This window comes from Cellulomonas alba (assembly GCF_030362835.1).
Lineage (GTDB): Bacteria > Actinomycetota > Actinomycetes > Actinomycetales > Cellulomonadaceae > Cellulomonas > Cellulomonas alba.
Genome location: NZ_JAUCGQ010000002.1, coordinates 169,736 through 195,670 on the forward strand (window position 1 = coordinate 169,736; position 25,935 = coordinate 195,670).

General features: G+C 75.1%; 23 protein-coding genes and 1 tRNA gene. 10 read left to right on the forward strand and 14 right to left on the reverse strand.

The window, feature by feature from the left end; translation table 11 throughout:
- Positions 1-39: 39 nt before the first annotated feature.
- Positions 40-2,172 (forward strand): 4-alpha-glucanotransferase, encoded by a 2,133-nt coding sequence (gene malQ, locus QRT04_RS13560; protein ID WP_289456028.1) that lies wholly within the window; start codon positions 40-42, stop codon positions 2,170-2,172.
- A 75-nt stretch (positions 2,173-2,247) separates the two neighbouring features.
- On the opposite strand, the gene QRT04_RS13565 is transcribed toward malQ, so the two are convergent.
- Complete coding sequence (locus tag QRT04_RS13565; RefSeq protein ID WP_289456030.1) at positions 2,248-3,378, reverse strand: DsbA family protein; 1,131 nt, start codon at positions 3,376-3,378, stop codon at positions 2,248-2,250.
- Between the two features lie 156 nt (positions 3,379-3,534).
- Entirely contained in the window at positions 3,535-6,135 is a 2,601-nt protein-coding gene (pepN, locus tag QRT04_RS13570) for an aminopeptidase N (RefSeq protein ID WP_289456031.1), read from the reverse strand.
- A 144-nt stretch (positions 6,136-6,279) separates the two neighbouring features.
- Here pepN and QRT04_RS13575 point away from each other — a divergent pair, with 144 nt between their 5' ends.
- Together QRT04_RS13575 and QRT04_RS13580 are read left to right on the forward strand one after the other, a co-directional pair.
- Positions 6,280-6,900, forward strand: a complete 621-nt coding sequence (locus QRT04_RS13575) for a mycothiol-dependent nitroreductase Rv2466c family protein (protein WP_289456032.1) — start codon at positions 6,280-6,282, stop codon at positions 6,898-6,900.
- Between the two features lie 106 nt (positions 6,901-7,006).
- The gene (locus QRT04_RS13580; protein ID WP_289456033.1) at positions 7,007-7,522 is read left to right on the forward strand and encodes a hypothetical protein; all 516 of its coding nucleotides are present in this window, start codon (positions 7,007-7,009) and stop codon (positions 7,520-7,522) included.
- A gap of 127 nt (positions 7,523-7,649) precedes the next feature.
- Here QRT04_RS13580 and QRT04_RS13585 read toward each other — a convergent pair whose 3' ends face one another.
- The 3 genes from QRT04_RS13585 to QRT04_RS13595 form a co-directional block, all read right to left on the reverse strand.
- Positions 7,650-8,966 (reverse strand): ammonium transporter, encoded by a 1,317-nt coding sequence (locus QRT04_RS13585; RefSeq protein ID WP_289456035.1) that lies wholly within the window; start codon positions 8,964-8,966, stop codon positions 7,650-7,652.
- A 192-nt stretch (positions 8,967-9,158) separates the two neighbouring features.
- Positions 9,159-11,135, reverse strand: coding sequence for a M13 family metallopeptidase (locus tag QRT04_RS13590; protein WP_289456036.1), 1,977 nt, complete (start codon positions 11,133-11,135; stop codon positions 9,159-9,161).
- Positions 11,136-11,176: 41 nt separating this feature from the next.
- Complete coding sequence (locus QRT04_RS13595; RefSeq protein ID WP_289456037.1) at positions 11,177-11,689, reverse strand: nitroreductase family deazaflavin-dependent oxidoreductase; 513 nt, start codon at positions 11,687-11,689, stop codon at positions 11,177-11,179.
- A gap of 160 nt (positions 11,690-11,849) precedes the next feature.
- On the opposite strand from QRT04_RS13595, the gene QRT04_RS13600 reads away from it, so the two are divergent.
- Positions 11,850-12,302 (forward strand): ribose-5-phosphate isomerase, encoded by a 453-nt coding sequence (locus tag QRT04_RS13600; protein ID WP_289456038.1) that lies wholly within the window; start codon positions 11,850-11,852, stop codon positions 12,300-12,302.
- A gap of 58 nt (positions 12,303-12,360) precedes the next feature.
- Here QRT04_RS13600 and QRT04_RS13605 read toward each other — a convergent pair whose 3' ends face one another.
- The 7 genes from QRT04_RS13605 to cysK all read right to left on the reverse strand — a co-directional run bounded on the left by QRT04_RS13605 (position 12,361) and on the right by cysK (position 18,412).
- A complete protein-coding gene (locus tag QRT04_RS13605; RefSeq protein WP_289456039.1) occupies positions 12,361-13,629 on the reverse strand; it encodes a GNAT family N-acetyltransferase in 1,269 nt (422 codons plus the stop codon).
- Between the two features lie 60 nt (positions 13,630-13,689).
- Positions 13,690-14,022: an MGMT family protein gene (locus QRT04_RS13610; protein WP_289456040.1), complete on the reverse strand. Its 333-nt coding sequence runs from the start codon at positions 14,020-14,022 to the stop codon at positions 13,690-13,692.
- The gene (locus QRT04_RS13615) at positions 14,022-15,059 is read right to left on the reverse strand and encodes an LLM class F420-dependent oxidoreductase (RefSeq protein WP_289456041.1); all 1,038 of its coding nucleotides are present in this window, start codon (positions 15,057-15,059) and stop codon (positions 14,022-14,024) included. The genes QRT04_RS13610 and QRT04_RS13615 overlap by 1 nt, the downstream gene beginning before the upstream one ends.
- A gap of 66 nt (positions 15,060-15,125) precedes the next feature.
- Complete coding sequence (locus tag QRT04_RS13620) at positions 15,126-16,103, reverse strand: DUF1648 domain-containing protein (protein ID WP_289456042.1); 978 nt, start codon at positions 16,101-16,103, stop codon at positions 15,126-15,128.
- Complete coding sequence (locus QRT04_RS13625) at positions 16,100-16,450, reverse strand: GntR family transcriptional regulator (RefSeq protein ID WP_289456043.1); 351 nt, start codon at positions 16,448-16,450, stop codon at positions 16,100-16,102. The genes QRT04_RS13620 and QRT04_RS13625 overlap by 4 nt, the downstream gene beginning before the upstream one ends.
- Positions 16,451-16,807: 357 nt before the next feature.
- Positions 16,808-17,383, reverse strand: a complete 576-nt coding sequence (epsC, locus tag QRT04_RS13630) for a serine O-acetyltransferase EpsC (RefSeq protein ID WP_289456044.1) — start codon at positions 17,381-17,383, stop codon at positions 16,808-16,810.
- A gap of 93 nt (positions 17,384-17,476) precedes the next feature.
- The gene (gene cysK / locus QRT04_RS13635; protein WP_289456045.1) at positions 17,477-18,412 is read right to left on the reverse strand and encodes a cysteine synthase A; all 936 of its coding nucleotides are present in this window, start codon (positions 18,410-18,412) and stop codon (positions 17,477-17,479) included.
- Positions 18,413-18,849: 437 nt separating this feature from the next.
- Between cysK and QRT04_RS13640 the strand changes: the two genes are divergently transcribed.
- Both QRT04_RS13640 and QRT04_RS13645 read left to right on the forward strand, forming a co-directional pair.
- Positions 18,850-18,923 (forward strand) — tRNA-Pro (locus QRT04_RS13640).
- A 69-nt stretch (positions 18,924-18,992) separates the two neighbouring features.
- A complete protein-coding gene (locus QRT04_RS13645; RefSeq protein ID WP_289456047.1) occupies positions 18,993-19,547 on the forward strand; it encodes a P-loop NTPase family protein in 555 nt (184 codons plus the stop codon).
- Positions 19,548-19,559: 12 nt separating this feature from the next.
- Here QRT04_RS13645 and QRT04_RS13650 read toward each other — a convergent pair whose 3' ends face one another.
- Positions 19,560-20,225 (reverse strand): class I SAM-dependent methyltransferase, encoded by a 666-nt coding sequence (locus QRT04_RS13650; protein WP_289456048.1) that lies wholly within the window; start codon positions 20,223-20,225, stop codon positions 19,560-19,562.
- A 103-nt stretch (positions 20,226-20,328) separates the two neighbouring features.
- On the opposite strand from QRT04_RS13650, the gene QRT04_RS13655 reads away from it, so the two are divergent.
- Positions 20,329-21,309 (forward strand): helix-turn-helix domain-containing protein, encoded by a 981-nt coding sequence (locus QRT04_RS13655; RefSeq protein ID WP_289456049.1) that lies wholly within the window; start codon positions 20,329-20,331, stop codon positions 21,307-21,309.
- A 194-nt stretch (positions 21,310-21,503) separates the two neighbouring features.
- Positions 21,504-23,009, forward strand: a complete 1,506-nt coding sequence (locus tag QRT04_RS13660) for an MATE family efflux transporter (RefSeq protein WP_289456050.1) — start codon at positions 21,504-21,506, stop codon at positions 23,007-23,009.
- Positions 23,010-23,030: 21 nt separating this feature from the next.
- Here the strand turns inward: QRT04_RS13660 and QRT04_RS13665 are convergent, their stop codons facing one another.
- Positions 23,031-24,329, reverse strand: a complete 1,299-nt coding sequence (locus QRT04_RS13665) for an FUSC family protein (RefSeq protein ID WP_289456051.1) — start codon at positions 24,327-24,329, stop codon at positions 23,031-23,033.
- A 53-nt stretch (positions 24,330-24,382) separates the two neighbouring features.
- On the opposite strand from QRT04_RS13665, the gene QRT04_RS13670 reads away from it, so the two are divergent.
- On the forward strand, positions 24,383-24,874 hold the full coding sequence (locus QRT04_RS13670; RefSeq protein ID WP_289456052.1) for a MarR family winged helix-turn-helix transcriptional regulator: 492 nt from the start codon (positions 24,383-24,385) through the stop codon (positions 24,872-24,874).
- A 71-nt stretch (positions 24,875-24,945) separates the two neighbouring features.
- Complete coding sequence (locus QRT04_RS13675; protein ID WP_289456053.1) at positions 24,946-25,929, forward strand: NYN domain-containing protein; 984 nt, start codon at positions 24,946-24,948, stop codon at positions 25,927-25,929.
- Positions 25,930-25,935: the final 6 nt, after the last annotated feature.

Sequence of the window (25,935 nt, forward strand, 5' to 3'; positions counted from 1 at the left end):
GTCCTGCGTCTTCGCTCACCCACCTGGCAGGATCGGCACGTGGCCGACCACACCGAACCGAGCGGCGCCCTGGTGCGCCTCGCCTCGGCGCACGGCGTGGTGCCCGACCACTGGGACTTCCACGGCAACCACCGGCGGGCCTCGGCCGAGACGCTCACGGCCGTGCTGGCGGCGCTCGGGGTCGACGCCTCGTCCCCCGAGCGCATCGACCTGGCGCTGCAGTTCGCGGAGGACCAGCCGTGGCGGCGCGTGCTGCCGCCCGTCGTCGTGATGCGCCGCGGCCGCACGGCCCACGTGCCGGTGCACGTGACGCACGGTGACCCTGTCGAGCTCTGGGTCGAGCTCGACCCGGAGGCCGGCGGTGGACGCCGGGACGTCGCGCAGGCCGACGTCCCCGTCCCGCCGCGCTCGGTCGACGGGCGCGACGTCGGACGCGCGACGTTCACGCTCCCGGCCGACCTGCCCCTCGGCTGGCACACGCTGCACGCGTCGGGCCCGAGCGCCGAGGGCCGTGCGCCGCTCGTCGTGACGCCCGACCGCCTCGAGCTCCCCGAGCGGCTGCGCGACGGCGACCGCGCGTGGGGGTTCATGGCGCAGCTGTACTCGGTGCGCTCGCGCGCGTCGTGGGGCGTCGGCGACCTCGCCGACCTCGCGGAGGTCTGCTGGCGCGCCGGGCGGGATTGCGGCGCCGACTTCGTGCTGGTGAACCCGCTGCACGCGGCCGAGCCCGGCGCGCCGATGACGCCGTCGCCCTACCTGCCGACGACCCGCCGCTTCGTGAACCCGCTGTACGTGCGCGTCGAGGACGTGCGCGAGGCCGCGTACCTCTCGGCCGCCGACCGGGCGCTCGTCGAGTGGGCAGCCGAGCCCGCCCGCGCGCTGGGCGACGACCCCGGCCCCATCGACCGCGACGCCGCCTGGACGGCCAAGCGCGCGGCGCTCGAGGTGGTGTTCGCCGCGCCGCGGTCGGCCGCGCGCCAGGCGCGGTTCGACGCGTTCGCCGAGCGCGAGGGCGACGGGCTGCGCACGTTCGCGCTGTGGTGCGCGCTCGCCGAGAAGCACGGCAGCGAGCACTGGCCCGACGAGCTCCGGGACCCCGCGTCGCCCGCCGTGGCCGAGCTCGCCGCGCAGCTGGCCGACCGCGTCGAGTTCTACACGTGGCTGCAGTGGGTGGCCGACGAGCAGCTCGAGACGGCGCAGCGCGCGGCCCACGAGGGCGGCATGGCGATCGGCGTCATGCACGACCTCGCGGTGGGCGTGCACCCCGAGGGAGCCGACGTCTGGGCGCTTCGCGACGTCCTCGCGCGCGGCGCGACCGTCGGCGCGCCGCCCGACATGTACAACCAGCAGGGCCAGGACTGGTCGCAGCCGCCGTGGAACCCGGACGAGCTCGCTCGGGTCGCGTACCGGCCGTACCGCGACATGCTGCGCTCCGTGCTGCGCCACGCGGGCGCCATCCGGATCGACCACGTGATCGGCCTGTTCCGGCTCTGGTGGGTGCCCGCCGGGAGCCTGCCGTACGACGGCGCGTACGTGCGGTACGACCACGAGGCGCTCGTCGGGATCCTCGCCCTCGAGGCGGAGCGTGCCGGCGCGATCGTCATCGGCGAGGACCTCGGCACCGTCGAGCCGTGGGTGCGCGACTACCTCGCCGACCGCGGCGTGCTCGGCACGTCGGTGCTGTGGTTCGAGCAGGACCTCCACGGCAACCCGCTGCCGCCCGACGAGTACCGCCGGCTGGTGCTCGCGACCGTCACGACGCACGACCTGCCGCCGACCGCGGGCTACCTCGCGGGCGAGCACGTCGCGATCCGCGACCGCCTGGGACTGCTGACCGAGCCTGTCGCCACGGTGCGCGCCGCCGCCGACGCCGAGCGGGGCCGCATGATCGACGCGCTGCGCGCGCGGGGCCTCGTGGGCGACGACCCGTCCGAGCGCGAGATCGTCGAGGCGATGCACCGCTACGTGCTCGGGACGCCCGCGGTGCTCGTCGGGGTCGCGCTCACCGACGCGGTCGGCGAGCGGCGCGCGCAGAACCAGCCGGGCACCGACCAGGAGTACCCGAACTGGAAGGTGCCCCTCGCGGACGGCGCCGGCCGCCTGGTGACGGTCGACGAGCTGTTCGACAACCCGCGGCTGCGCTCGCTCGTCCAGGTGCTGCGCGAGGGCTGAGCCCGTCGCCCGACCCGCCGGGCCTCGGGGCCCCCGCGCGCGGTGGGCGTCGGAGGCCGATCCCGTGCGCCCGCGTCAGCCCGCGGAGGCGGACGGGGTCGGCTCGGTCGCGCCGTCGGTCGGTGCCGCGGTGGGCGACGCGGTCGCCGCCGACTCCTGCTGGAGCACGGAGTAGACCTCGGCGACCATCGACATGAACGTGGTCGCGTCGGACGGGTCGCCGCTGTAGAGGTGGCCGCCCACCGCGATGAGCGGCACGTTCGTCGCCGAGACCGGGTTCGCACCCGTGATCGGCACCGACTTCTGCGCGCGGGCGGTCGCCTGCGTGGCCCAGTCGGTGAAGTCGCCGTGCTCGATGCAGGACGCGACGGTGCCCGACGTCGCACCCGCCTTCTTGACGAGCGCGACGAGCTGCGTCGTGGTCAGGCCGCCGGCCGGGAGGGTCGGCTGCGCGGTGAGCAGCGCGGCGTTGACGTCCCACGCCTTGGCGGGCGTCGAGTCGGTGACGCAGGCGAGGGCGCCGGCGGCGCGCAGGGAGTAGTCGCCGGTGAGCGCGGTGCCGGGGGCGAGCGTGCTGGTGGGCGCGGGCGTCGGGGTCGCCGACGGCGTCGCGGACGCGGACGGGCTCGGCGACGCGGACGGCGTCGTGGTCGGGGTCGCCGTCGCGCTCGCGGAGGGCTGCGGCGTCGGCGTCGGCACCGTGGAGCCGTCGAGCAGCGCGACGGGGTGGATCTCGAGCTGCACGTGCGAGCCGGTCACCCACGACTTGAGCGAGTCCGCGTTGGCGGCCCACCACGCGGCGGAGCGCGAGTCGCGGTAGTCGACGTACGCGATGACGTCGATCGGGTCGGCCGAGGTGCGCCCGAAGTCGGTGTCGACCGGCGTGGCGTCGGGCGCGATGCCCGCGGTCGTCTGCGGCGCGATGCCCGACCCCGAGCCGTCGCCCTCGAACAGCACGCCGTCGCTGAGCATGTTCTTCGGCCCGGTGGCCGCGGCGCGTGCGGAGGCGTGCTGCGCGCGCACGATGCTGCCGATCGTCACGCCGACCACCAGGAGCACCACGAGCCCGACCGCGGTCCACCGGTAGAGCACGCGCCGGCGCTGCTGGGCGGCTCGCCGGCGGGCGGCCTCCCGCTCGGCCTCGCGCTTGCGCACCTCGCGCTCGTGGTAGGCGACCTTGTTCTTGGCGGACTTGCGGTAGCTCATGGCGGGGGGATCCTCCGGACGGACGCCGGGGGACCGGCGACGGCGCTGCTCGCCGCACATCCTGCCCGACGACGCTGGGTGCGCAGGCCCGTCCCGGCTGTGAGTTCGCCGGGGAACGCGCTCGCGCTCGCGTCGGCCGCCCCGGCAAGCGCCGGGTCAGCCCCGGCGGCGGTCCGCCTGCTGCGCGACCAGCGCACGCCGGACGCGGTCCCGCTCCTCGGCCACGAGGCGCCGCAGCGCGGGCGGCGCGTCGGTCTCGGCCTCGAGCCACGCGTCCGTGGCGCCCGCGACGTCGACGCGGTCGTCGTCGGCGAGGTCGATCGGGTACAGCCCGACCACCACGTTCTGCGCCATCTCGTTCGTCTTGTCGGCCCACACGCGCGTCAGCTGCTCGAAGTACGGCGTGACGAAGGGCAGGAGCAGACCGCGGTCGTGCACGCGGCCGAGGCCCGCGATGGTGGCGGCCTGGATCGCGTTCGGCAGCTCGTCGCCGTCGACGACGGCACGCCACGCGGCGGCCTTCGCCTCGGCCGTCGGCATCGCGGCACGCGCGGCGGCCGCTGCCCGCTGGCCGGTGGCCGTCGGGTCGTCGGCGAGCTGCGCGGCGACGTCGACCTCGCCCGCGCGCCCGCCGGCGACCAGCGACGTGAGCAGCTCCCAGCGCAGGTCGGTGTCGATCGACAGGCCGGGCAGCGTCTCGCGGCCGTCGAGCAGCGCGGCCACGGCGTCGAGGTGCGCCTGCGTCGACGCGCGCGCGGCGAACGCCTTGACGAGCTGCAGCTGGGTGTCCGAGCCCGCGTCCGCGGCGCGCGCGAGGCCGAGCAGCCGCTCGGTGGCGACCACGTCGGCCTCCTCGCGGTGCTCGCGGGCCACGTAGAGGTCGAGCGTCGTGTGCAGCTGGCGCAGCAGCACGAGCACCACCGACGAGTCGGTCTCGTGCGCGATGTTGCCGAGCACGAGGTCGACGAAGTCGCGCGCGGGCGTCTCGCCGTCGCGCGTCGCGTCCCACGCGGCGGCCCACACGAGCGTGCGGGGCAGCGAGTCCTCGAACCGGTCGAGGTGCGCGATCGCCTCGGCCAGCGACGCGTCGTCGAGCCGGATCTTCGCGTACGCGAGGTCGTCGTCGTTGACGAGCAGCAGCGAGGGGCGCGGCCGCCCGACGAGCGCGGGCACCTCGGTGCGCGGGCCGTCGACGTCGAGCTCCTCGCGCAGCGTCCGGACCAGGCGGCCCGTCGCAGGGTCGAGGTCGTAGCCGCCGATCGCGAGGCGGTGCGGGCGCTGCACCGGGTGCTCGGCGGGCACCTCCTGCAGCACGGCGAACGACGTGATGACGCCGTCGGCGTCGACCGCGACCTCGGGGCGCAGCAGCGTGACGCCGGCCTTCTCGAGCCACAGAGCCGACCAGGCCGACAGGTCGCGGCCGCTCGTCGACTCGAGCTCGGTGAGCAGGTCGCGCAGCTCGGTGTTGCCCCACGCGTGCTTGGCGAAGTAGGCGCGCACGCCGGCGAAGAACGCGTCGTTGCCGACCCACGAGACGAGCTGCTTGAGCACGCTCGCGCCCTTGGCGTACGTGATGCCGTCGAAGTTGACCTCGACGTCCTCGAGGTCGCGCATGTCGGCGACGATCGGGTGCGTCGACGGCAGCTGGTCCTGGTTGTACGCCCAGCTCTTCTCGAGCGACGAGAACGTGGTCCACGCGCTCGTCCAGGACGTCGCCTCGGCGGTCGCGAGCGTCGACGCGTACTCCGCGAACGACTCGTTGAGCCAGAGGTCGTCCCACCAGCGCATCGTCACGAGGTCGCCGAACCACATGTGCGCGAGCTCGTGCAGGATCGTCACGGTCCGGCGCTCGATCGTCGCCTGCGGCACCTTGGACCGGAACACGTACGACTCGAGGAACGTCACCGCGCCCGCGTTCTCCATCGCGCCCGCGTTGAACTCCGGCACGAAGAGCTGGTCGTACTTGGCGAACGGGTACGCGAAGTCGAACTTCTCCTCGTAGAACGCGAAGCCCGCGCGCGTGACGTCGAGGATGTTGTCGGTGTCGAGGTGCTCCGCGAGGGACGCGCGGCAGTAGACGCCGAGCGGGATCTCGCGACCGTCGCTGCTGGTCAGCGAGCCGTGCTCGTGGTGGTAGGGCCCCGCGACGATCGCAGTCACGTACGACGACAGCACCGGAGTCCGCTCGAACGTCCACGTCGCGGTGCCCTCGTCCCGGCCACCGTTGCGGTTGCTGCCGCCGTCGACCGGCACGGGCTCGCCCACGACCGGGTAGTTCGACACGACGGTCCAGTGGGCGGGCGCGGTGACCGTGAACGAGAACGTCGCCTTGAGGTCGGGCTGCTCGAACACCGCGAACACGCGGCGGCTGTCTGCGACCTCGAACTGCGAGTACAGGTACACCTCGTCGTCGACCGGGTCGACGAACCGGTGCAGGCCCTCACCCGTGTTCATGTACGCGCAGTCGGCGACGACCAGCAGCTCGTTGTCGGCCTCGAGGTCGGTCAGCGCGATCCGGGACTCGGCGAACACCTGCGCCGGGTCGAGCGAGCGGCCGTTGAGCACGACCTCGTGCACGGCGGGCGCGATGAGGTCGACGAACGTCGAGGCGCCCGGCGTCGCGCCGAACCGGAGCACCGTGCGGGAGGAGAACGTCTGCGGCCCGGTCGTGAGGTCGAGCGTCACGTCGTAGGAGCGCGTCTCGACGACGGAGGCGCGCTCGCGCGCCTCGGCACGGGTCAGGTTCTCGGCGGGCACGGGTTCTCCTCGGAGCGGTGCGGGGGGCTGGTGGCCGCGTCGATCATCGCACGCGGCCGCGAACGCCTGGCGCGTGGGACGACATGCACGAACCGCGGCGCGCGATGCAGACTCGCGGGGTCCACCCCACCCGAAGGAGACCTCGTGACGACCACCTCGACCGCGCCCCGACCGACCGTCGACTTCTGGTTCGACCCCGCGTGCCCGTGGGCGTGGATGACGTCGCGCTGGATCGACGAGGTGGCCGAGCGCCGTGACGTCGAGGTGCGGTGGCACGTCATGAGCCTCTCCGTCCTCAACGAGGGCCGTGACCTCCCGGAGAGCTACCGGCGGCTCATGGACGAGTCGTGGGCGCCCGTGCGCGTGATAGTCGCCGCGGCGCGCGACCACGGCGACAAGGTGATCAAGCCGCTGTACGACGCGATGGGCACGCGCCGTCACCCCGGACGCCGCAGCGACACCGCGGCGATCGTCGCCGAGGCGCTCGAGGAGGTCGGCCTGCCCGCGGACCTCGCCACGGTGGGGGAGACGGACGAGGTCGACGGCCTGCTGCGTGCGTCGCACGCCGAGGCGATCGCACTCGTCGGTGACGACGTCGGCACGCCGGTCGTCGCGGTCGACGGCGTCGGCTACTTCGGACCCGTCGTGACGCCCGCACCCACGGGGCAGGCGGCGCTCGACCTGTTCGACGGGCTCGTGCTCATGACGCGCGTGCCGGGGTTCTACGAGCTGAAGCGCTCGCGGACCGCCGGCCCGTCGTTCTGACAGGCGCGTCGGGCGGCTCGAACCGGCTCCTGACCTGCAGGGTTGGGCTGCCCGGTTCGTCCCGTGTGATCCTGTTCCGCGTCCCGCCGCCGACAGCAGGAGCCGCATGGTCACGCCCCGCACGATCCGAGCGCTCGGCCTGCTCGACCTCGTCCTCGTCATCGCGCTGCTCGTCGCCGCCGTCGCGTACCTGACGAACGACGGCCGGCCGGCCGCGGGGCCCACGGGCGACGTGAGTGCGGTCGCGCAGGCGCCGACGCCGACGGCCGCGCCGACCGCGGACACGGCGTTCGCGCTGCCCAGCGGCAACATCGGCTGCGCGATGACGGTCGACGGCGTGACGTGCTCGATCGCGAGCATCGCGTACAAGAAGCCGAAGGTCGAGGGCTGCTCGGGCACGACCGGCCATGTGATCACCCTCGGGACGCAGGGCGCGGCGTGGGCGTGCGTCGAGGGGAAGAAGCCGTCCGTCGCGTCTCCCGAGACGCCCGTGCTCCAGTACGGCTCGACGAGGTCCGTCGGGGACTACACGTGCACGAGCGCGACCGACGGCGTGACGTGCACCGACGGCGGCGGCACGGGCTTCCGGCTCGCACGCGCGTCGTGGGACATGCTGCCCTGACGGGTGCGGTCCACACCGGGCGCATCCAAACCCGCTGGGCCGCTCGTTGCGCGCTGCGGCCACCGGTCCCCGCGGGGCGCTCGCTCCGCGCGGCGCGCGTCGTGCAGACGGGCCGGGAGCAGCCGCGTCAGGCCCGCTCCCGCTCCACCACGTCGGCCGGCCGGGACGGGTGCGTCGCCCCCAGGGGCACCGCGCGGTGCCCGAGGTGCGTGGCGGCCAGCTCGTACGCCGTCTCGCCGTGCACGGCGAGGTCGAGGCCGGTCCGCTCGTGGTCCTCGTGCGCGCGGAACCCGACGGTCCGCTGCACGGTCCTCGCGATCAGCCATGTCGCGCCGAACGCGTACGCCGCGATCACGACGACGGCGACCGCCTGACGGACGAGCAGCCCGACACCGCCGCCGAACAGGAGCCCGCGCGCGTGCCCGGTCACCGTCGCGGTGGCGAGCACGCCGATCAGCAGCATGCCGGTGACGCCACCCACGCCGTGGACCCCCGCGACGTCGAGGGAGTCGTCGTACCCGAGGCGGTACTTCAGGCCCACCGCGTACGAGCACGCGAGGCCCGCCGTGAGCCCGATCAGCAGCGCGCCGATCGGGTTCACCGCGCCGCACGCCGGAGTGATCGCGACCAGACCCGCGACCGCGCCGGACGCGGCCCCCAGCGTCGTCGCCTTGCCGTCGCGCCGCCGCTCGACGAACAGCCAGCCGCCGACCGCGGTGGCGCCCGCGATCTGCGTGTTCAGCAGGGCCGTCGCGGCCGAGCCGTCGGCTGCGAGCGCGGAGCCGGCGTTGAACCCGAACCAGCCGAACCACAGCAGGCCGGCGCCGAGCACGACGAGCGGCAGGCTGTGCGGGCGCATCGGGTCGCTGCGGAAGCCGAGCCGAGGCCCGAGCACGAGCGCCAGCGCGAGGCCGGACGCACCCGAGTTGATCTCGACGACCGTGCCGCCCGCGAAGTCGAGCAGGTGCAGGTGGGTCGCGATCCAGCCGTCGGGCGCGAACACCCAGTGCGCGATCGGGAGGTACACGAGCGTGGTCCACGCGACCACGAACCAGATCCAGCCGGCGAACCGCGCCCGGTCGGCGATCGCCCCGCTGAGCAGCGCCGCGGTGACGACGGCGAACATCAGCTGGAACGCGACGTACGCCGAGGCGGGGACGGTGTGGAACAGCGTGTGCGGGCCGATGCCCGCGAGTCCCACGTGCTGCAGGCCGCCGATCAGGCCGAACGCCGCGTCGGGTGCGAACGCGAGCGAGTAGCCGTAGAGCACCCACACCACCGTCACGGCGGCCAGGCACCCGAAGCTCATCATCAGCATGTTGAGCACGCTCTTGGCGCGCACCATGCCGCCGTAGAACAGCGCGAGGCCCGGCACCATCAGCAGCACGAGCGCGGTGCTGACCAGGAGCCACGCGGTGTCGGCGGCGCTGAGCTGGGCGGGCATCCGGTCCTCCGGGGGAGACGACGCAGGGCGGCCGATCGGCCGGACCGAGCGTGGCCCGCGGCGGTTTCGACCGGCTCACGCGCCCGTTTCGGCCGCGTAACGAGCCGCCCCTCCCTGTTACGTCCGCGTTTCGCGGCAGCAGAGGGCCGCGCGGGCGGGCGCCAGTTGCCCGGCTCCCGCCCGCGACCGGTCTCACCAGATGCTGACGCGCTCCGCCGGGTCGAGGTACAGCGCGTCGCCGGGCTGCACGTCGAACGCCGCGTAGAACTCGTCGACGTTGCGCACGACGCCGTTGCAGCGGAACTCGGTGGGCGAGTGCGGGTCCGTCGCGAGCCGGCGGATCATCTCCTCGTCACGCCCCTTGGTCTGCCACACCTGCGCCCAACCGAGGAACACGCGCTGCGCACCCGTCAGCCCGTCGACCACGGGTGCCTCCTCGAGAGACGTGCCGAGCGCGATCCGGTACGCCTCGAGTGCGATCGACAGGCCGCCGAGGTCGCCGATGTTCTCGCCGATCGTCAGGCCGCCGTTGACCTTGTGCGACCCGTCGAGCTGCGCCGGCGAGAACTGCGAGTACTGGTCGATGAGCGCCTTGGTGCGCTTCTCGAACTCCGCGCGGTCGTCGGCCGTCCACCAGTCCTCCAGCCGGCCGTCGCCGTCGTACTTGCTGCCCTGGTCGTCGAAGCCGTGGCCGATCTCGTGGCCGATCACCGCACCGATGCCGCCGTAGTTCACGGCGTCGTCGGCGTCGGCGTCGAAGAACGGCGGCTGCAGGATGGCCGCCGGGAAGACGATCTCGTTCATGCCGGGGTTGTAGTAGGCGTTCACCGTCTGCGGCGTCATGAACCACTCGTCGCGGTCGATGGGCTTGCCGATCTTGTTCAGCTCGCGGTCCTGCTCGAACGCCGACGCGCGGCGCACGTTCCCGACGAGGTCGTCGGCGGACACCGTGAGCGCGGAGTAGTCCCGCCACTTGGCCGGGTAGCCGATCTTCGGCGTGAACTTCTCGAGCTTCGTCAGCGCCTTGGCGCAGGTCTCCTCGCCCATCCAGTCGAGCCGCGCGATGGACTGCCGGTAGGCCTCGACGAGGTTCGCGACGAGCTGCTCCATCCGCTCCTTGTGGCTCGGCGGGAAGTGCCGCTCCACGTACACCTTGCCGACGGCCTCGCCGAGCACGCCCTGCACCAGCGCGACGCCGCGCTTCCAGCGGTCCCGCAGCTCCTGCGCGCCCGTGAGGGTGCGGCCGTAGAAGTCGAAGTTGGCCTCGACGAGCTCGTCGTTCAGGTACGGCGCGCGGTCGGACACGACGTGGAACGTGAGCCACGCCTTCCAGTCCTCGAGCGGCTCGGACGCCCAGAGCTGCGCGAAACCCTCCGCGAACGACGGCTCGCGCACCACGAGCTGGTCCAGCGAGCCCTGCGGCGCACCGAGCGCCGACGCCCACGCGCGCCAGTCGAACTGCGGCGCGCGCTGCGCGAGCTCGTCCAGCGTCAGCGCGTTGTAGGTCAGGTCGGCGTCGCGGTCCTTGACGACGTCCCAGTGGTGCGACGCCAGCTTGGTCTCGAGCCCGACGACGCGCTCGGCCGCCGCGTCGGCGTCCGCCGGGGCCACGCCGGCGCCGAGGGCCAGGATGCGTGCGACGTGCGGGCGGTACGCCGCCAGGACGGCCGCGTACTGCTCGTCGCGGTAGTACGACTCGTCCGGCAGGCCGAGACCGCCCTGGTAGAGGTGCACCACGTAGCGCTCGGGGTCCTTGGCGTCGTTGTCGACGTAGAGGCCCACCGCGCCGCCGGCGCCCGTGCGCTGCAGCGCGCCCAGGGCGCCGGTGAGCTCGGCCTGCGACGTCGCTGCCTCGACGAGCGCGAGGTCCGCGCGGAGCGGGGCCGTGCCCGCGGCCTCGACGGCGTCGGTGTCCATGAAGCTCGCGTAGAGCGCGCCGATCTGGGCCTCGACGCCGCCGGCGTCGCCGGCGTGCGCGCCCGCCTCCTCGATGATGACGCGGACGTGCTCCTCCGCCTCGTCGTGGAGCTGGCGGAACGAGCCGTCCATGGCGCGGTCGGCGGGGATCACGTGCTCGGCGATCCACCGGCCGTTCACGTGGGCGAAGAGGTCGTCCTGGGGGCGGACGTCGGGGTCGAGGGCGGAGGTGTCGATGCCGCTGCGTGTCATGCGGGCCAGCCTAGGCAGAGGTGCCGACAGGCGCGGCCCGGTCAGCGCGGCGGCGCGGTCTCGGGCGCGGGGACACCGGCCGGGACGCCCGCCGGCACGAGCCGCAGGAACGGGATGTGCCTCCCGACGAGCGCGAACTCGTCGCGGCTGTCGACGGCGAAGCCGAGGTACCGGCACAGCCCGCGCGCGGCGACCGGGTGCCGGCGCGCATAGCGGTCCATCGTGGCCGCGCCCTCGTCCGTGGTGAGGGGCACCGCGCGGACCGCCCACGTGCGCAGGCCGGTGGTGACGCGGGCACGCGGGTCCGCGCGCAGGTTGCGGTACCAGTCGCTGCGCGTGCCGAACCCCGACGCGACGAGCAGCGCTCCGTCCTCGCGCCCGACGACCTCGATGACGACGCTCCGCACCGCGCCCGTGACTCGTCCGCGGTGCTCGACGAGCACGAAGCGGCGGCCCAGGACCCAGCCGAGGTGCGCGCGGTACAGCGCGATCGGCAGCCGGAACCAGGCGCGCCGCCAGCCGGTGGGCACGTCCGGGACGGGGAGCTCGCGCACACGGCGACGCTAGGCCCGGCGCGGCGCCGCCGCAGGCCGACGAGGCGTGCGGACGTGCCGCTCGTTCCGCGTGGACGCGGTGCCTGGTCCGCGTCGCCGCCCCGCCCGGTCCGCGTGGACGCGCGCTGCCCGCCCCTGCGCGCTGCGGCAGGATGGGCCCATGCGCATCCACGTCGCCTCCGACCACGCCGGGTTCGAGCTCAAGGCCGCCCTCGTCGAGCACCTGCGCGCGGCCGGGCACGACGTCGTCGACCACGGCGCCGACACGTACGACGCGCAGGACGACTACCCGCCGTTCTGCTTCCACGCGGGCGAGGCCGTCGTCGCCGACCCCGGCTCGCTCGGCGTCGTGATCGGCGGCTCGGGGAACGGTGAGCAGATCGCCGCGAACAAGGTGGTCGGCGTGCGCGCAGCGCTCGCCTGGAACCTCGTCACGGCGCAGCTGGCGCGCCAGCACAACGACGCGAACGTCGTGGCCATCGGCGCGCGGCAGCACTCGGTGGACGAGGCGCTCGAGCTCGTCGACGCGTTCGTCGCCGAGCCGTTCAGCCAGGACCCGCGCCACGAGCGCCGCATCCACCTGCTCGCGGAGTACGAGGGCGCCCACCGCTGACGTCCCCGCCACGCGCGGTGCGGCTCGGGCAGCCGGTGCCGCCGCGCGTGGCCGGACATCAGAACACCCAGCTGCAGCCCGGCGCGACGGCCCACCCGAACGCGGCGGCCGTCTGCGCCACCGCACCGGGAGTCCGCTCCTCGAGGAGCCCGGCCCGGGCGTACGCCTCGAGCGAGCGGCCGCCGAGGTACGCCGCACCGAGCTCGCGCACGTCGAGCGCCACGTCGGCGTCGTCGTCGGTGCGGCTCACGCTCGCGGCCCAGCCCGTCGTCGCGTCGTGGTCGCGCGTGGTCAGGCGCCAGCGCCCCGCGTTCGACGGCAGGCGCGCGTCGGTGACGTCGAGGACCACGTCGACCGGCGCCGAGTAGCGCCGGGCCTCGAGCGCCGCCGGCAGGTCGAGCAGCCGCACCCAGACGTTGTCGGTGAGTCGCGGGGTCGCGCGGCGGGGCTCGACGAGCAGCTGGAGCAGCGGGTCGTCGACCGGGAGCATCGGCGACTCGACCGTCCCGGTGAGGTCCAGGTCGAGCAGGGCGCCCCAGAGGCGGTGCGCGGCGGCGGCGTCGAGCGCGGCGACCTCCTCGACCGTCACCTTGTTCTGCGGGCCGGCCGGCCCCCAGTCCTCCTTGCGGCGGAAGAGGGCGTACCCGCGGGGCTCGCCCTCGGCGGTGTGGACGCTCAGCAGGCGCTGGGCCTCGGCCCCGTTGCGCCACGCCGGCGGGTCCGCGAGGAACCGCGCGCGCAGCTCGGGCGTCGAGCGGGTGACCGCGCCGGGCCGGTGCGCGCTCGCCGCGGCGTGCAGCGAGTGGACGAGGTCGTCATGGCGCGCGGCGTCGATCGTGTCCAGCCGCACGGTGAGCGCCGCCGAGCCGGGGACGTCGCGGAGCGCCGCCCGGCGGGGGAGCGTCAGGCGGACGTCGTCGGCGGCCGAGCCGTACCCGAACCGCCCGTAGATGGCGGGCTCGGCGGCGTAGAGGGCCGAGACCGGCTCCCCGCGGCCGAGCGAGCGCTCGAAGTGCGCGTCGATCATCGCGTTCAGCAGGCCGCGGCGGCGCTCGTCGGGACGGGTCGACACCCACGTCAGGCCCGAGCACGGCACCGCGCCGCCCGGCACGGGCATCGTGAACTCGTACGAGCCGTGGATCGCGGCGTACTCGCCGTCGGGGCGCTCGACGGCGACGGCGCGGTCGTAGGCGATCGAGAACGGGATCGTCGCGACGGTGTCGGGGTCGCCGGTGAACCCGAAGCCGAGCTCCAGGACGTGCCGGAACCGGGGCAGGTCGTCGGCGGTGACGGGCGAGATGCGATAGCCCTCGGGCAGCGTTGACATGCGCCCATCGTGCCGACCGGCACCGACACGCGGCCACGTGATTGCACGCGGAGGTGCGGCTCAGTCCTCGTCGGGGAACCAGATCGCGCGGCGCAGCGCGACGCGGCGTCCGTCGTTCGTCAGCGGCGTGCCCTCGGCGCGCAGCTCGGCCAGGGCCCTCAGCTCGTGCCGCGGCGGCGGCGCTCCCGAGGCGTTGACGACGCGCCACCACGGCACGCCGCCGCCCGCGCGGCTCATCACCTGGCCGACCTGACGCGGGCCCCCGCGGGCCGCGCCACCGGCCGCGACGAACCCGTCCGAGACGACCTCCGCGATCGTGCCGTACGTCATCGCGCGGCCCGGCGGGATGCGCGCGACGAGGTCCAGCACGGCCTCGGCGTAGTCGTCGTCCATCAGTCCGCGAGCACCTGCGCGATCGTCGGCAGTGTGCGCGGGTCGGCCTGCACGAGCAGCGTCGTGATCGCCGTCGACCGCCACGCGGGCAGCTGGGCGCGCACGTCGTCGGGCGTCCCGACGAGCGCGACGTCGCGCACCAGCTCGAGCGGCACCGCCGCCGTGGCGCGCGCCCGGTCGCCTGCCAGGTAGTGCGCCTGGATCTCGGCGCACGCGTCGCCGTAGCCGAGGCGGTCGAGCACCGCGCGGTGGAAGTTGGCGCCCTTGGCGCCCATGCCACCGGCGTAGAGCGCGACGAACGGGCGCACCGCGTCGGCCGCGGCCTCGACGGACGCGCCGAGCACCACGGGGACCGTCGCGACGACCTCGAACGCGTCGGGTGCGCGCAGGGCCGCCGCGCGCCGCGCGAAGCCCTCCGCGAGCAGCTCGCGGTACTGGTCGTCCATGCGCGGGCTGTAGAACAGCGGCAGCCAGCCGTCGGCGATCTCGGCCGTGAGGGCGACGTTGCGCGGGCCCTCCGCCGCGAGGTGGATCGGCAGGTCGGCGCGCAGCGGGTGCACGGTCGAGCGGAGCGCCTTGCCGAGGCCCGCGCCCTCGTCAGGCCGCAGCGGCAGCCGGTAGAACTCGCCGTCGAACGTCACCGGGGCCTCCCGCGCGAGCACCTGCCGGACGATCGCGACGTACTCGCGGGTGCGGGCCAGCGGCCGCGGGAACGGCTGGCCGTACCAGCCCTCGACGACCTGCGGTCCGGAGGCGCCGAGACCCAGCACGAACCGACCGCCCGAGAGGTGGTCGAGGGTGAGTGCCGCCATCGCCGCGGCGGTCGGCGTGCGGGCCGAGAGCTGGGCGATCGCCGTGCCGAGCCGCACGCGGGACGTGCGCGCGCCCCACCACGCGAGCGGGGTGAACGCGTCCGAGCCGTACGCCTCGGCCGTCCAGACCGAGTCGAACCCGAGCGCGTCGGCCGCGAGCACCGCGTCCTGGGCACCCGGCGGCGGACCGGCCGACCAGTAGCCCGTGTGGTAGCCCAGCCGCATCGTCGCTCCCTGTCCGCGGGGCGCCCTCGCCCCGCGGGGCGTCACGCTACCGGTGGGTATGCGCCGTCACCCCACGCGGTGCCGGTCCGCGAGCGTGTTGAGCAGCGCGACCGCCCGCTCCGCGTCGTCGACCGTCACGACGTACGTGCGGCCGCCGGTGCGCTCCACCTCGACGCCGGGTCCGGTGCGCAGCACGATGCCCGTCCGCCCCCCGCGGCCGAGGCGGTAGCCCCAGCCGCCGAACTCGGGGACCGGACGGACGTGCACGACGCGCGCCTGCTCGACCTCGTCGAGCGGGATCACGAGCCGCGGCCAGCCCAGCGCGGAGCGGACCGTGAGGCCGCGCTCGTCGACGCTGACGTGGAACACGAACATCGTGCCGAGCATGGCGGCGAGGACCACCGCGACGACGAGCGTCAGCGGTGTGTGCAGGACGACCGCGAGGAGCACGAGCACCACGCAGACGACCCCCACCACGACGGCGGTCGACCGGCTCGAGACCGTGCGCGTCCACGCGGCGCGCGCACCGGGCGCGAGGTCGAGGCGCGGCGCGTCCGCGGGCACGCGCTCCGCGGTCGGCTGCGGCGCGTCGCGCGGTGCGAGCAGCGCGACGGCGACACCGAGCACCACACCCGCGAGGATCCCCGCCACCACGACGCCGTCGATGCCCGGCGCGTCGAGCCCGTCCTCGATGCCCCGCTGCACCGCGAGCGCGCCGACCGCCATCACGGCGAACGCGATCGCAAAGCCGACGGCGAAGCCCACGCTGATGCGCCGCGTGCCCGAGCTCCGGCCGGCGAGCACCGCGAGGAGCCAGCAGCCGACCGCGACCACCGCCGGCACGCCGAGCGCGACCGCGAGGAAGCCCGCGAGCGTCCCGGTGCCGTTCGGGCCCGTGGAGTCCCAGTGCGTGGCGACGCGGTCGGGCAGCTCGTCGGCGAACGACGCGATCGCGAGCCCGGCGACGAGCAGCACGGCCAGGGGGACCAGCAGTGCGAGCACCGTCGACGAGAGCCGGTGCGGGACGGGCGGGCGTGCGGTCATCGCAGGGCCTCCTTGACGAGGGCGAGAGTGGTGGCGGGCGGCACGCCGAGGTCGCGCGCCGTGGCGACGACGGATGTGATCGCCGCGTGGAGCGCCGCGTGGTCGACCGGGTGCGCCGTGACGACCGCCCCGCGGCCGCGGCGGAGCTCGATCAGCCCGTCGTCGCGCAGGTCCTGGTACGCGCGCAGCACGGTGTGCAGGTTGACGTCGAGCGAGGTCGCGAGGTCGCGTGCGGACGGGAGCCGCTCGCCGGGCCGGAGCTCGCCGCGCGAGACCATCGCCCGGACCTGCGCGCCGATCTGCGCGAACAGCGGCTCGGGCGAGGAAGGGTCGAGGACGACGAGCATGCCGCCAGCCTAGTTGTTTGAGTGAAACTAGAACAACTTCGACCCGTGTACCCGTGGGCGTGACCGGCGCGCGAGGGGGCGTCACGCGAGGGGGCGTCACGCTGGGGCCGGCCCGGACGGCCGATCGGGCCGGTCGGCGAGATCGCGCGAGGGAGGGCGCGATCGCGCCGTGCCGTTGCGCGTTCGCCGTGCCGTTGCGCGATCGGTGTGCAGGCGCTGGTGCGCCGCGTCGTCGCGTGATCGGGGTGCAGGCGCTGGTGCGCCGCGTCGGCCGGGTCGCGCGCCGTTGCCCTCGCACCGTTGCCCGCGCAGGATGCGACGTCGTGCCGCGTCGTGCCGCGGCGGGCCGGGGAGGGGTCAGATGAAGATGGCGGGGTCGTCGACCTCGACGTCGAAGGGCGCGGCCTCGGTGCGGACGCGGATCTGCGCCGGCACGCCGACGGCGATGGCGCCGTTCGGCACGTCGTGGATGACCACGGCGTTCGCGCCGACCTGCGCGTCGTCGCCGATCCACACGGGGCCGAGCACCTTGGCGCCGGCGCCGATCACCACGCGGTCGCCCAGCGTCGGGTGCCGCTTGCCGTGGCGCATGGACTTGCCGCCGAGCGTCGAGCCGTGGAAGAGCAGCACGTCGTCGCCCACCTCGGCCGTCTCGCCGACGACGACGCCCATGCCGTGGTCGATGAAGAGCCGCCGGCCGATGCGCGCGCCGGGGTGGATCTCGATGCCCGTGACGGCGCGCACCACCTGCGAGAGCAGGCGCGCGGGGAGCCGCAGCGCGGGCTCGCGCCACATGGCGTGCGCGATCCGGTAGCCCCACACGGCGTGCACGCCGGGGTACGCGATGGCGACCTCGAACAGGGAGCGTGCGGCGGGGTCGCGGTGGCGCGCGGCCTCGAGGTCCTCGCGGAGCGCGGCGAGCAGCGGCGACATGGGGGTCCTTGTCGTGGGGGGACGGACGGGGACGGTTCCGGTGGCCCGGGCCGGGCGGGGACGGGCCGGGCGAGCCCGGGCCACCGGCGGGGCTCAGTCGAGCAGGTCGGCGTAGAGGATCGTCGACAGGTACCGCTCACCGAACGACGGGATCACCGCGACGATGAGCTTGCCCTCGTTCTCGGGGCGCTTCGCGAGCTGGATCGCGGCGTAGAGCGCGGCGCCGGACGAGATGCCGACGAGCAGGCCCTCCTCCTTGGCGGCGCGGCGCGCGTACGTCACGGCCGTCTCGGCGTCCACGTCGATGATCTCGTCGTAGATCGACGTGTCGAGGATCTCCGGCACGAAGTTCGCGCCGAGGCCCTGGATCTTGTGCGGGCCGGGGGTGCCTCCGTTGAGGATCGGCGACTCGGCGGGCTCGACGCCCACGATCTTGATGTCGGGGTTGCGCTGCTTGAGCACCTGGCCGACGCCCGTGATGGTGCCGCCCGTGCCGATGCCCGCGACGAAGATGTCGACCTTGCCGTCCGTGTCGGCCCAGACCTCCTCGGCCGTGGTGCGGCGGTGGATCTCGGGGTTGGCGGCGTTGGCGAACTGGCGGGCCAGGACGGCGCCCGGACGCTCGTTGGCGATCTCGTTGGCGCGGTTGACCGCACCCTTCATGCCCTCGGAACCCGGCGTGAGGATCAGCTCGGCGCCGTAGGCCCGGAGGAGCGCGCGGCGCTCCTTCGACATCGTCTCGGGCATCGTCAGCACGACGTTGTAGCCGCGCGCCGCGCCGACGAACGCGAGCGCGATGCCGGTGTTGCCCGACGTGGCCTCGACGATCGTGCCGCCCGGCTGGAGGTCGCCCGACGCCTCGGCCGCGTCGATGATCGCGACGCCGATGCGGTCCTTGACCGAGTTGGCCGGGTTGTAGAACTCGAGCTTGCCGACGATCGTCGCGGGCGCGCCGTCGGTGATCTTGTTGATGCGGACCAGCGGGGTGTTGCCGATCAGCGCGGTCGCGTCGTCGTAGATGCGGGCCATGGTTCCTCTTCGAAGAAGCCGCCGGGGGCTCCGGCGTGGGGGACGGGTGGGAGTGGGTCGGCCACCGTGACACGGCGCACGACGACGTGCCCGGTGGGTGGTGCGGTGGGGCGAGCGCTGACGCAGCCGCGGGTCACGGCCCAGGTCGGGACGTACCGACGGCGGGGGACGGCCAGCGCTCTAGAGACAGCGACAACAGGGCGTGCAGGCGCACGCGGCGGAGAACGGGGTGCACACGCGCACGCTCATCGTTCTCCTCGAGAGGCAGGGCCCCAGATCAGGGCCGCAGACTGGCCGACCGTAGCGTCAACTGCCGGAGCCGCGCAAAGGTTCCCCACGGAGCGGGACGGCCCGGGTCGGCGCCCCGGCCGCGCGACGGCGCGGCGAGGGGCCGCCGAGCACCTACGCTTGGCCTCGCCCGGTCGAGAGCCGGGCGACGGGGTGTGGCGCAGGTTGGTAGCGCGTCCGCTTTGGGAGCGGAAGGTCGTGGGTTCGAATCCCGCCACCCCGACCCGTCGCCGGGCCGTCCCCGTCGGGCGGCCCGGCCCCCACCGGCCGCTGGCTGCGGTTGGATGGCCCGGTGCCCGCCGACCCGCCCCGCCGCATCCGTGTCGTCGGCAACACCGGCTCCGGCAAGACGACGCTCGCGCGCGCGGCCGCCGACCGCCTCGGCGTGCTGCACGTCGAGCTGGACGAGGTGTTCTGGAGCGAGGGCTGGACGAAGCGCGACCGGGACGAGGCGCGCGCCATCCTGCGCGAGCGGCTCTCGACGGCCGGCGCGGCCGGCTGGGTCGCCGACGGGAACTGGAACCGCGACCGGCAGGGCATGCTCGACGACGCGGACCTCGTCGTGTGGCTCGACTACCCGCGCCGGCTCGTCATGCGGCGCGTGCTCGTGCGGACGCTGCGTCGGGGCGTGACCCGGCAGGAGCTCTGGCACGGCAACCGGGAGCGGCTGCGCAACCTGCTGCGGCGCGACCCCGACCAGAACGTGGTGCTGTGGTCGTGGACGCAGCACCCCCACTACCGGGAGACCTACGCCGCGCTCGCGGCGAGCGACCCGCGCGTCGTGCGGCTCGCCGGCCCGCGCGAGGCCGACGCCTGGCTCGCGGGTCTGCGGCGGGTGGCCGGCTGACGCCGGGGCCGGTCAGGGCCTGATGGCCCGCACGTGGACCACGGGCTGACGCATCGTCGTCGTCACGGCCACCTCCGCGACGTCGACGAGCCCGGCGGAGCGCAGCAGCCGCTCGATGCCGTGGTCGGCGTTGTCCGCGAGGAACGCGCGGTCCGCGCCGCGGTGCGACCGGCCGTCGGCGCGCGGCTGGAGGTCGGCGATCGTGACGCGGCCGCCGGGCGCCAGGACGCGCGCCAGCTCGGCGGCGAGCGCGGCCTTCTGCTCGGTCGGCACGTGGTGGAGCGCGAAGGCGCTGACCACGTGGTCGAGCGAGCCGTCCTCCGCGGGCAGGTGGTCGGCGTAGCCGCGGACGAGCGTCAGCGGCAGGCCCGCGCGGCGCGCCTTGGCGGCGGCCTTCTCCAGCGCGCCGCGGTCCGGGTCGAGCCCCGTGACGATCGCCCCGCGGCGGGCGGCGCGCAGCGCGAGGTTCCCCGTGCCGCACCCCACCTCGAGCACCCGCTGCCGGGTTCCCACGCCGGCGACCTCGAGCAGCTGCTCGTGGACCCGCCCGACCCGCGCGAGCCGCGTCATCAGGTCGTACGTCCACATCAGGTGCGGGTTGCCCGTGCCGGGGACGAACGGCCGCTCGCCCGCCGCGGGATCGTCGAGGACGCGGACGGCTGCGTCGGTCGTGCTCATGGTGGCTCCTTCTCGCGGTGCGTCGGCGGGTGGTAGACCGGGTGCCCGGCCTGGCCAGCGTGCGCCACGCCGATCGGCGCGGACCGGACAGCAGTGGGGGGCCATGAGACATCCGTCGGCTCCGGAGCACGCGCCGACCGCGTCGGCGGACGCGCTGCGCCGCCACGTCCGCGTCCGCACGGTGCGGCCGGACGGCACGCCGGTGTTCGCGTACGACGAGCGACAGCGGCGCCCGCCCGTCGACCTGATCCACCTCGACGACAGCCTGGGCGCGGGTCCCGTCCTGCCCGGCGACCACCGGCACGCGCACGACTTCCACGCTCTGGTGTACGTCGAACGCGGTGGCGGTGACGTCGCGCTCGACGACGGCGTCGTCACGCTGCGGACCGGCGAGGTCGTCGCGGTGCCGCCGGGCCACGTGATCGGCGTGGGCAGCCTCAACCCCGTGGTGGGCGCGCTGTGGACGGTGGCGTTCCGGTCGGACGTCGCGGTCCGCCGGACGCCGGCGGCGGCGTGGACCGCCGACCCGCTGCTCGCGGCGTTCCCGGCGGACGGCGTCGGTCGGTACCTGGTGCCGCCCGACGAGCGGGCCGCGTGGACGGGATGGCTGCGCGACCTCGACGCGGAGCTCGACCTCGCGGCACCCGGTGCGCCAGACGCGGTCGCCGCCGTCGTGACGCGGCTGCTCGTGGCGTCCGCGCGGCTCGCGGCTCCGGAGCCCGCGGGCGGCCGCCCTGGACGGCCCGGCGACCCCTTCGTCGCGCGCGTGCTCGACCTCGTGGAGGAGCGCTATGCGACCCCCGTGGGGACGGCCGACCTGGCACGCGAGCTCGGCTACACCGCGGGGCACCTGACGACCGTGGTGCGCCGGCGCACCGGGCGGACGGTGCTCGAGTGGCTGACCGAGCGGCGCATGGCCGAGGCGCGCCGCCTGCTGGTGGACACCGACCTGCCGCTCTCGGCGATCGCGACCCGGGTGGGCTACCGGGACCCGGCGTACCTCGGCCGGCGCTTCCGCGCGGCGCACGGCGTGACGCCCGAGCGCTGGCGTCGGGCGGTGCGGTCGCCCACAGCGGAGCGCTGACTGCTCGGCTCACGCGCCGGGACCGCGTGCCGCGCCGGTCGCCACCTGCCCGATCGTGTCGGTCGGCACACCGAAATCAGTGGCGCCCCGCGCGGATCGTAACGATACGATTCGCGTCAGCCCCGCGCCCCGGCGTCGCCGCCGCTCCGCAGTGCACCACCCCTCGTTCGTCCTCCTCCCGGAGCGCTGCCCGCATGCCCAAGGTCCTCACCGCCGGTCGTCCCTGGCGCGTGATGCTCGTGTTCGCCGTCCCCCTGCTGATCGGCAACGTCGTCCAGCAGCTCTACCAGGTCACCGACGCGATGATCGTCGGCCGCACGCTCGGCGTGGACGCGCTCGCGGCCGTCGGCGCGACGGGCAGCCTGCTGTTCCTGCTCATCGGGTTCGCGTGGGGCATGACCACGGGCTTCGCGATCCCGACCGCGCAGGCGTTCGGCGCCGGGGACCACGCGGCGGTGCGGCGCTCGGTCGCGGCGGGCACGATGCTCACCGCGCTCGCGAGCGTCGTGCTGACCGCGCTCGCGCTCGGGCTGACGCGCCCGGCGCTCGAGCTGCTCCGCACCCCGCCCGAGCTGATGGGTCAGGCGACGACCTTCGCCACCGTGAGCTTCGCCGGCGCCGTGGCCACGATGTTCTACAACTACCTGGCCGCCGCGGTCCGGGCCATCGGCGACTCGCGCACGCCGCTCGTCTTCCTGACGATCTGCTGCGCGCTCAACGCCGCGCTCGTCGTGGTGCTCGTGCGGTACGCGGGCCTCGGGGTCGGCGGCGCGGCGCTCGCGACGGTGACCTCGCAGGCGATCTCGGTCGTGCTGTGCCTCGCGTACATCCGGCGGCGGGTGCCCGTGCTGCTCGTGGGCCGCGCCGACTTCCGGGCGGCGACCGCCGAGCTCGCGGGCCACCTGCGGATCGGCCTGCCGATGGGCTTCCAGGCGTCGATCATCGCCATCGGCACGCTCGCGGTGCAGCTGCGGCTCAACGAGCTCGGCGCCGACGAGGTCGCGGCCTACACGACGGCGACCCGCGTCGACGGGCTCGCGGTCGCGCTGCTCGCGTCGCTCGGCCTGGCGGTGTCGACGTTCGTCGCCCAGAACCATGGCGCGGGCCGGCCGGACCGCATCCGCGTCGGCGTCCGCCAGGGCACCGTCATCGCGGTGGCGGGCTCGGTGCTGCTCGGCGTCGTGCTCGTCACGTCGGGTGCGCCGATCATCCGGCTGTTCGTCGGCTCCGGGCAGGAGGGCGTCGTCCACATGGCGGCGAACCTGCTCGCGGTCAACGGCTCGCTCTACACCGCGCTCGGCGTGCTGTTCGTGCTGCGCGGGGCGCTGCAGGGGCTCGGCCACACGTTCGTGCCGACCATGACGGGCGCGGTCGAGCTCGTGATGCGCGTCGGTGCGTCGCTCGTGCTCGGCGCGATCTTCGGCTACGCGGGTGTGGTGTGGGGCAACCCGCTGGCGTGGCTCGGTGCCGTCGTGCTGCTCGTGCCGGCGTACCTGCGGGCGAAGCGGTCGTTCGACGCCGTGCGCCCCGAGGAGGCCGTGACGGGTGGCGCGGTCGACGAGCCGCTGGTGGTCGAGGGGCCCGCCGAGGGGTCGGCGGTCGTCGAGGCTGTCGTCCCGCAGCCGCGACCCGAGCCGGTGCCCGCGGGCGACGCCGAGCACGGCCGCGACGACGCACGCTGCGAGCCCGCGTCGCGCTGACGGGCGTCGCCGCGCGGCGCGTCAGGCCGCCGCGCGCGCCTGGCGGTCGGGCACGACGACGAGCGCGACCAGCGCCACCACCGCGCCCAGGAGCGTGCACAGCACACGGTCGACCGTCAGCGCCGTCGGGTCGCCCGTCCCGGCGAGCGACACCATCAGCAGCGCCATCGGCGTGATCGTCAGCATCGCCAGGCCGTAGTGCCGCATGACGACCACCTCAGTGACGAGCTGGAGCGCGACGACGAGCGCCGCCACGGCTGCGAAGGGCAGGTGCGCCTCGAGCAGCGGCCACGCCACGAGCGCGCCCGCCACCGTGCCCGCGGCCCGCTGTGCACCGCGGACCACGGCCTGGCCGGTCGAGGCGACGGTCAGCGTCGCGGTCGCGCCCATCACGGCCCACGCGCTGTGCGACGAGCCGGACGCATGCGCCACCCCGCCCGCCGCGAGCCCGGCGACGAACAGGCGCAGCAGCGGCCGGCGGTCGAGCGCGGGGAGGCCCTCGCGAAGGGTCCGCGTGAGCGTGCGGCGCGGCGGGAGGGGGGCCGGCGCCGGCCCGAGCCGTGCGGCGATCACGGCGGCGTGCCGACGCAACGGCTCGGTCGCGGTGCGGCCGCGCGCGTGGGTGGCGTCGTCGGCGAGCACGTCGCGCGCTCGCTCGACGAGGGCCGTCGCGTGCCGGCGCGACGCGGCCGAGCCGGTCGCGAGCGCGACGTCGACCGCGCCGGCCGCCCGGCGGACGGCGACCCGCGCCGGGCCCGCCGGGTGCAGCAGCCATCCCGCGCAGCACACCACCCACGCGAGCGCGGCGCCGACCGCTGCGGCGGCCACGCGAGCGCCGATGTCGGCCAGGGTGGGCTCGCCGCTCAGCCCGGCGCCGACGCAGAAGACGACGATCGTCGCGCCGGGCGGTCCGCTCCGCAGCGCGGTGCACAGCGCCGCCGTCCCGGCCGCGACGGCCGCGGCGAGCGCGACCGTCCCGACGGCGGGCGCCCCCCACGCCGCGACGAGCGAGCTCACCGCGACGGCCCCGACGAGGCAGCCCGCGACCACGGCGAGCATCCCGGCACGCCGGCGGTACGGCTCCCACCGCCCGTAGAGCGACGCGAGAGCCGCGAGGGCCGCGAAGCCGGCGACGCCGCGGTGGCCGGTCAGCGTGCAGGCGGCGAGCGCGAGCGCGACGGCGACCGCGCACCGCACCGCGGCGGCGAGGGTCGAGTCGGCGGGCTGGGTGCGCAGCGCAGCGCGCAGGTGGGCGGGGTCGAGCACGTCCCGGGCCGCGGAACGCGCCGCCGACGCCAGGGGAGCGAGGGTCGTCGTCATCGGTTCCAGATTACTTCACTGGTAAATCAATCTGGAACGACTAGGCTGTGACGGTGGACGCAGTCGAGCGCGCGCGGGCGCAGTGGCGGGAGCGACGGCCCGACGTCGACACGTCCGGCATGGCCGTCGTCGCGCGCGTGCTCCGGCTCGCGGCCCTGATGGCGCGCGAGCACGACGACGCGCTCGCGCGCGACGGGCTCACGACCGGCGAGTTCGAGGTCCTCGCGGCGTTGCGGCGCGCGGACCGCCCGCTGCGCGCGCACGAGGTCGCGACGGTGACGTCGAGCCCGGGGGCGACGCTCACCAAGCGGCTCGACCGGCTCGGCGCCGCGGGGCTCGTCGAGCGGCGCACGCTCGAGCGCGACCGGCGTGGCGTCCTCGTCTCGCTCTCGGACGAGGGCCGCGCGCTGGTCGACGCGGTGCTCCCCGGCCACGCCGGCCGCGAGGCTGCCGTGCTCGCCGACCTCAGCGACGACGAGCGCGCGACCCTCGCGTCGCTGATCGCCCGCGTGCTCGCGACGGCCGAGCGGGGCCCCGCGTCCTGATGCCGCGCCCGGCGGCCGGCGATCGGTGGGTCGACGGGTGCGTCGGCCGTCGCGCGGCGAGGATGGGACGCATGCCCGAGCCCGATGCCCGCGTGGCCGTCTACATCGACTTCGACAACATCGTCATCTCCCGGTACGACCAGACGTTCCGCCGCGGCGAGTGGCAGCGCGACGGGGCGCGGCACCACGCCATGGACGACGCCGCCGACCCCGTCGGGCGCAAGCTCGCCGAGGCGCGCGTCGACGTCGGCGCCCTGCTCGACTACGCGTCGTCCTTCGGGTCGGTCGTCGTCAGCCGCGCCTACGCGGACTGGTCGCTGCCGGCCAACGCCGCGTACCGCGGCCAGCTCGTCGACCGCGCGGTCGACCTCACGCAGCTGTTCCCGGTGACGGCGGGGGTCAAGAACGGCGCCGACATCCGGCTCTCGGTCGACGTGGTCGAGGACCTCTTCCGCCTGCCGGACCTCACGCACGTCGTGGTCGTCGCGGGCGACTCGGACTACATCGCGCTCGCGCAGCGCGCTCGCCGGCTGGGGCGGTACGTGGTCGGGATCGGCGTCGCGGGGTCGACGAGCCGCGCGCTGATGGCGGCGTGCGACGAGTACGCCGACTACGGCGAGCTCGTCGACGTGCCCGAGCTCGCCGACGAGGCGGACGACGCGGACGACGGCGACGACGCGGACGACACTGCGGCGCCAGGCGGTGGCGAGGCGCCCGCGAGCGGGACGCCCGGACCGGAGGCCGGTGCCGGACCCGACGCGGGCGCGCCGGACGGGAGGAGCGCGGCGCGCCCCACGGCGGGGAAGGCCGCACAGCGTGCCGCGTCCCAGCTGCTCGTGCGCGCGATGCGGCTGATCCACGACCGCAAGCCCGACGACGTCTGGCTGTCGTTCGGCGAGGTGAAGAACCAGATGCTGCGGATGGACCCGGCGTTCAGCGAGAAGCCGCTCGGGTTCGGCTCGTTCAGCGACTTCGTGGCCTCGCGCGGTGGGCTCGTCGAGACCAGCCCGAAGCGCGGGACGACGCAGCCGGAGATCCGGCTGCGGGCGCGCTGACCTGGG

Coding starts and splice junctions, on each gene's coding strand:
- QRT04_RS13565 (WP_289456030.1), bottom strand. CDS start 3,378: ATGAGCTACCGCAAGTCCGCCAAGAACAAGGTCGCCTACCACGAGCGC.
- QRT04_RS13580 (WP_289456033.1), top strand. CDS start 7,007: ATGGTCACGCCCCGCACGATCCGAGCGCTCGGCCTGCTCGACCTCGTC.
- QRT04_RS13585 (WP_289456035.1), bottom strand. CDS start 8,966: ATGCCCGCCCAGCTCAGCGCCGCCGACACCGCGTGGCTCCTGGTCAGC.
- QRT04_RS13590 (WP_289456036.1), bottom strand. CDS start 11,135: ATGACACGCAGCGGCATCGACACCTCCGCCCTCGACCCCGACGTCCGC.
- QRT04_RS13600 (WP_289456038.1), top strand. CDS start 11,850: ATGCGCATCCACGTCGCCTCCGACCACGCCGGGTTCGAGCTCAAGGCC.
- QRT04_RS13605 (WP_289456039.1), bottom strand. CDS start 13,629: ATGTCAACGCTGCCCGAGGGCTATCGCATCTCGCCCGTCACCGCCGAC.
- QRT04_RS13610 (WP_289456040.1), bottom strand. CDS start 14,022: ATGGACGACGACTACGCCGAGGCCGTGCTGGACCTCGTCGCGCGCATC.
- QRT04_RS13615 (WP_289456041.1), bottom strand. CDS start 15,059: ATGCGGCTGGGCTACCACACGGGCTACTGGTCGGCCGGTCCGCCGCCG.
- QRT04_RS13620 (WP_289456042.1), bottom strand. CDS start 16,103: ATGACCGCACGCCCGCCCGTCCCGCACCGGCTCTCGTCGACGGTGCTC.
- QRT04_RS13625 (WP_289456043.1), bottom strand. CDS start 16,450: ATGCTCGTCGTCCTCGACCCTTCCTCGCCCGAGCCGCTGTTCGCGCAG.
- epsC (WP_289456044.1), bottom strand. CDS start 17,383: ATGTCGCCGCTGCTCGCCGCGCTCCGCGAGGACCTCGAGGCCGCGCGC.
- cysK (WP_289456045.1), bottom strand. CDS start 18,412: ATGGCCCGCATCTACGACGACGCGACCGCGCTGATCGGCAACACCCCG.
- QRT04_RS13650 (WP_289456048.1), bottom strand. CDS start 20,225: ATGAGCACGACCGACGCAGCCGTCCGCGTCCTCGACGATCCCGCGGCG.
- QRT04_RS13655 (WP_289456049.1), top strand. CDS start 20,329: ATGAGACATCCGTCGGCTCCGGAGCACGCGCCGACCGCGTCGGCGGAC.
- QRT04_RS13660 (WP_289456050.1), top strand. CDS start 21,504: ATGCCCAAGGTCCTCACCGCCGGTCGTCCCTGGCGCGTGATGCTCGTG.
- QRT04_RS13665 (WP_289456051.1), bottom strand. CDS start 24,329: ATGACGACGACCCTCGCTCCCCTGGCGTCGGCGGCGCGTTCCGCGGCC.
- QRT04_RS13675 (WP_289456053.1), top strand. CDS start 24,946: ATGCCCGAGCCCGATGCCCGCGTGGCCGTCTACATCGACTTCGACAAC.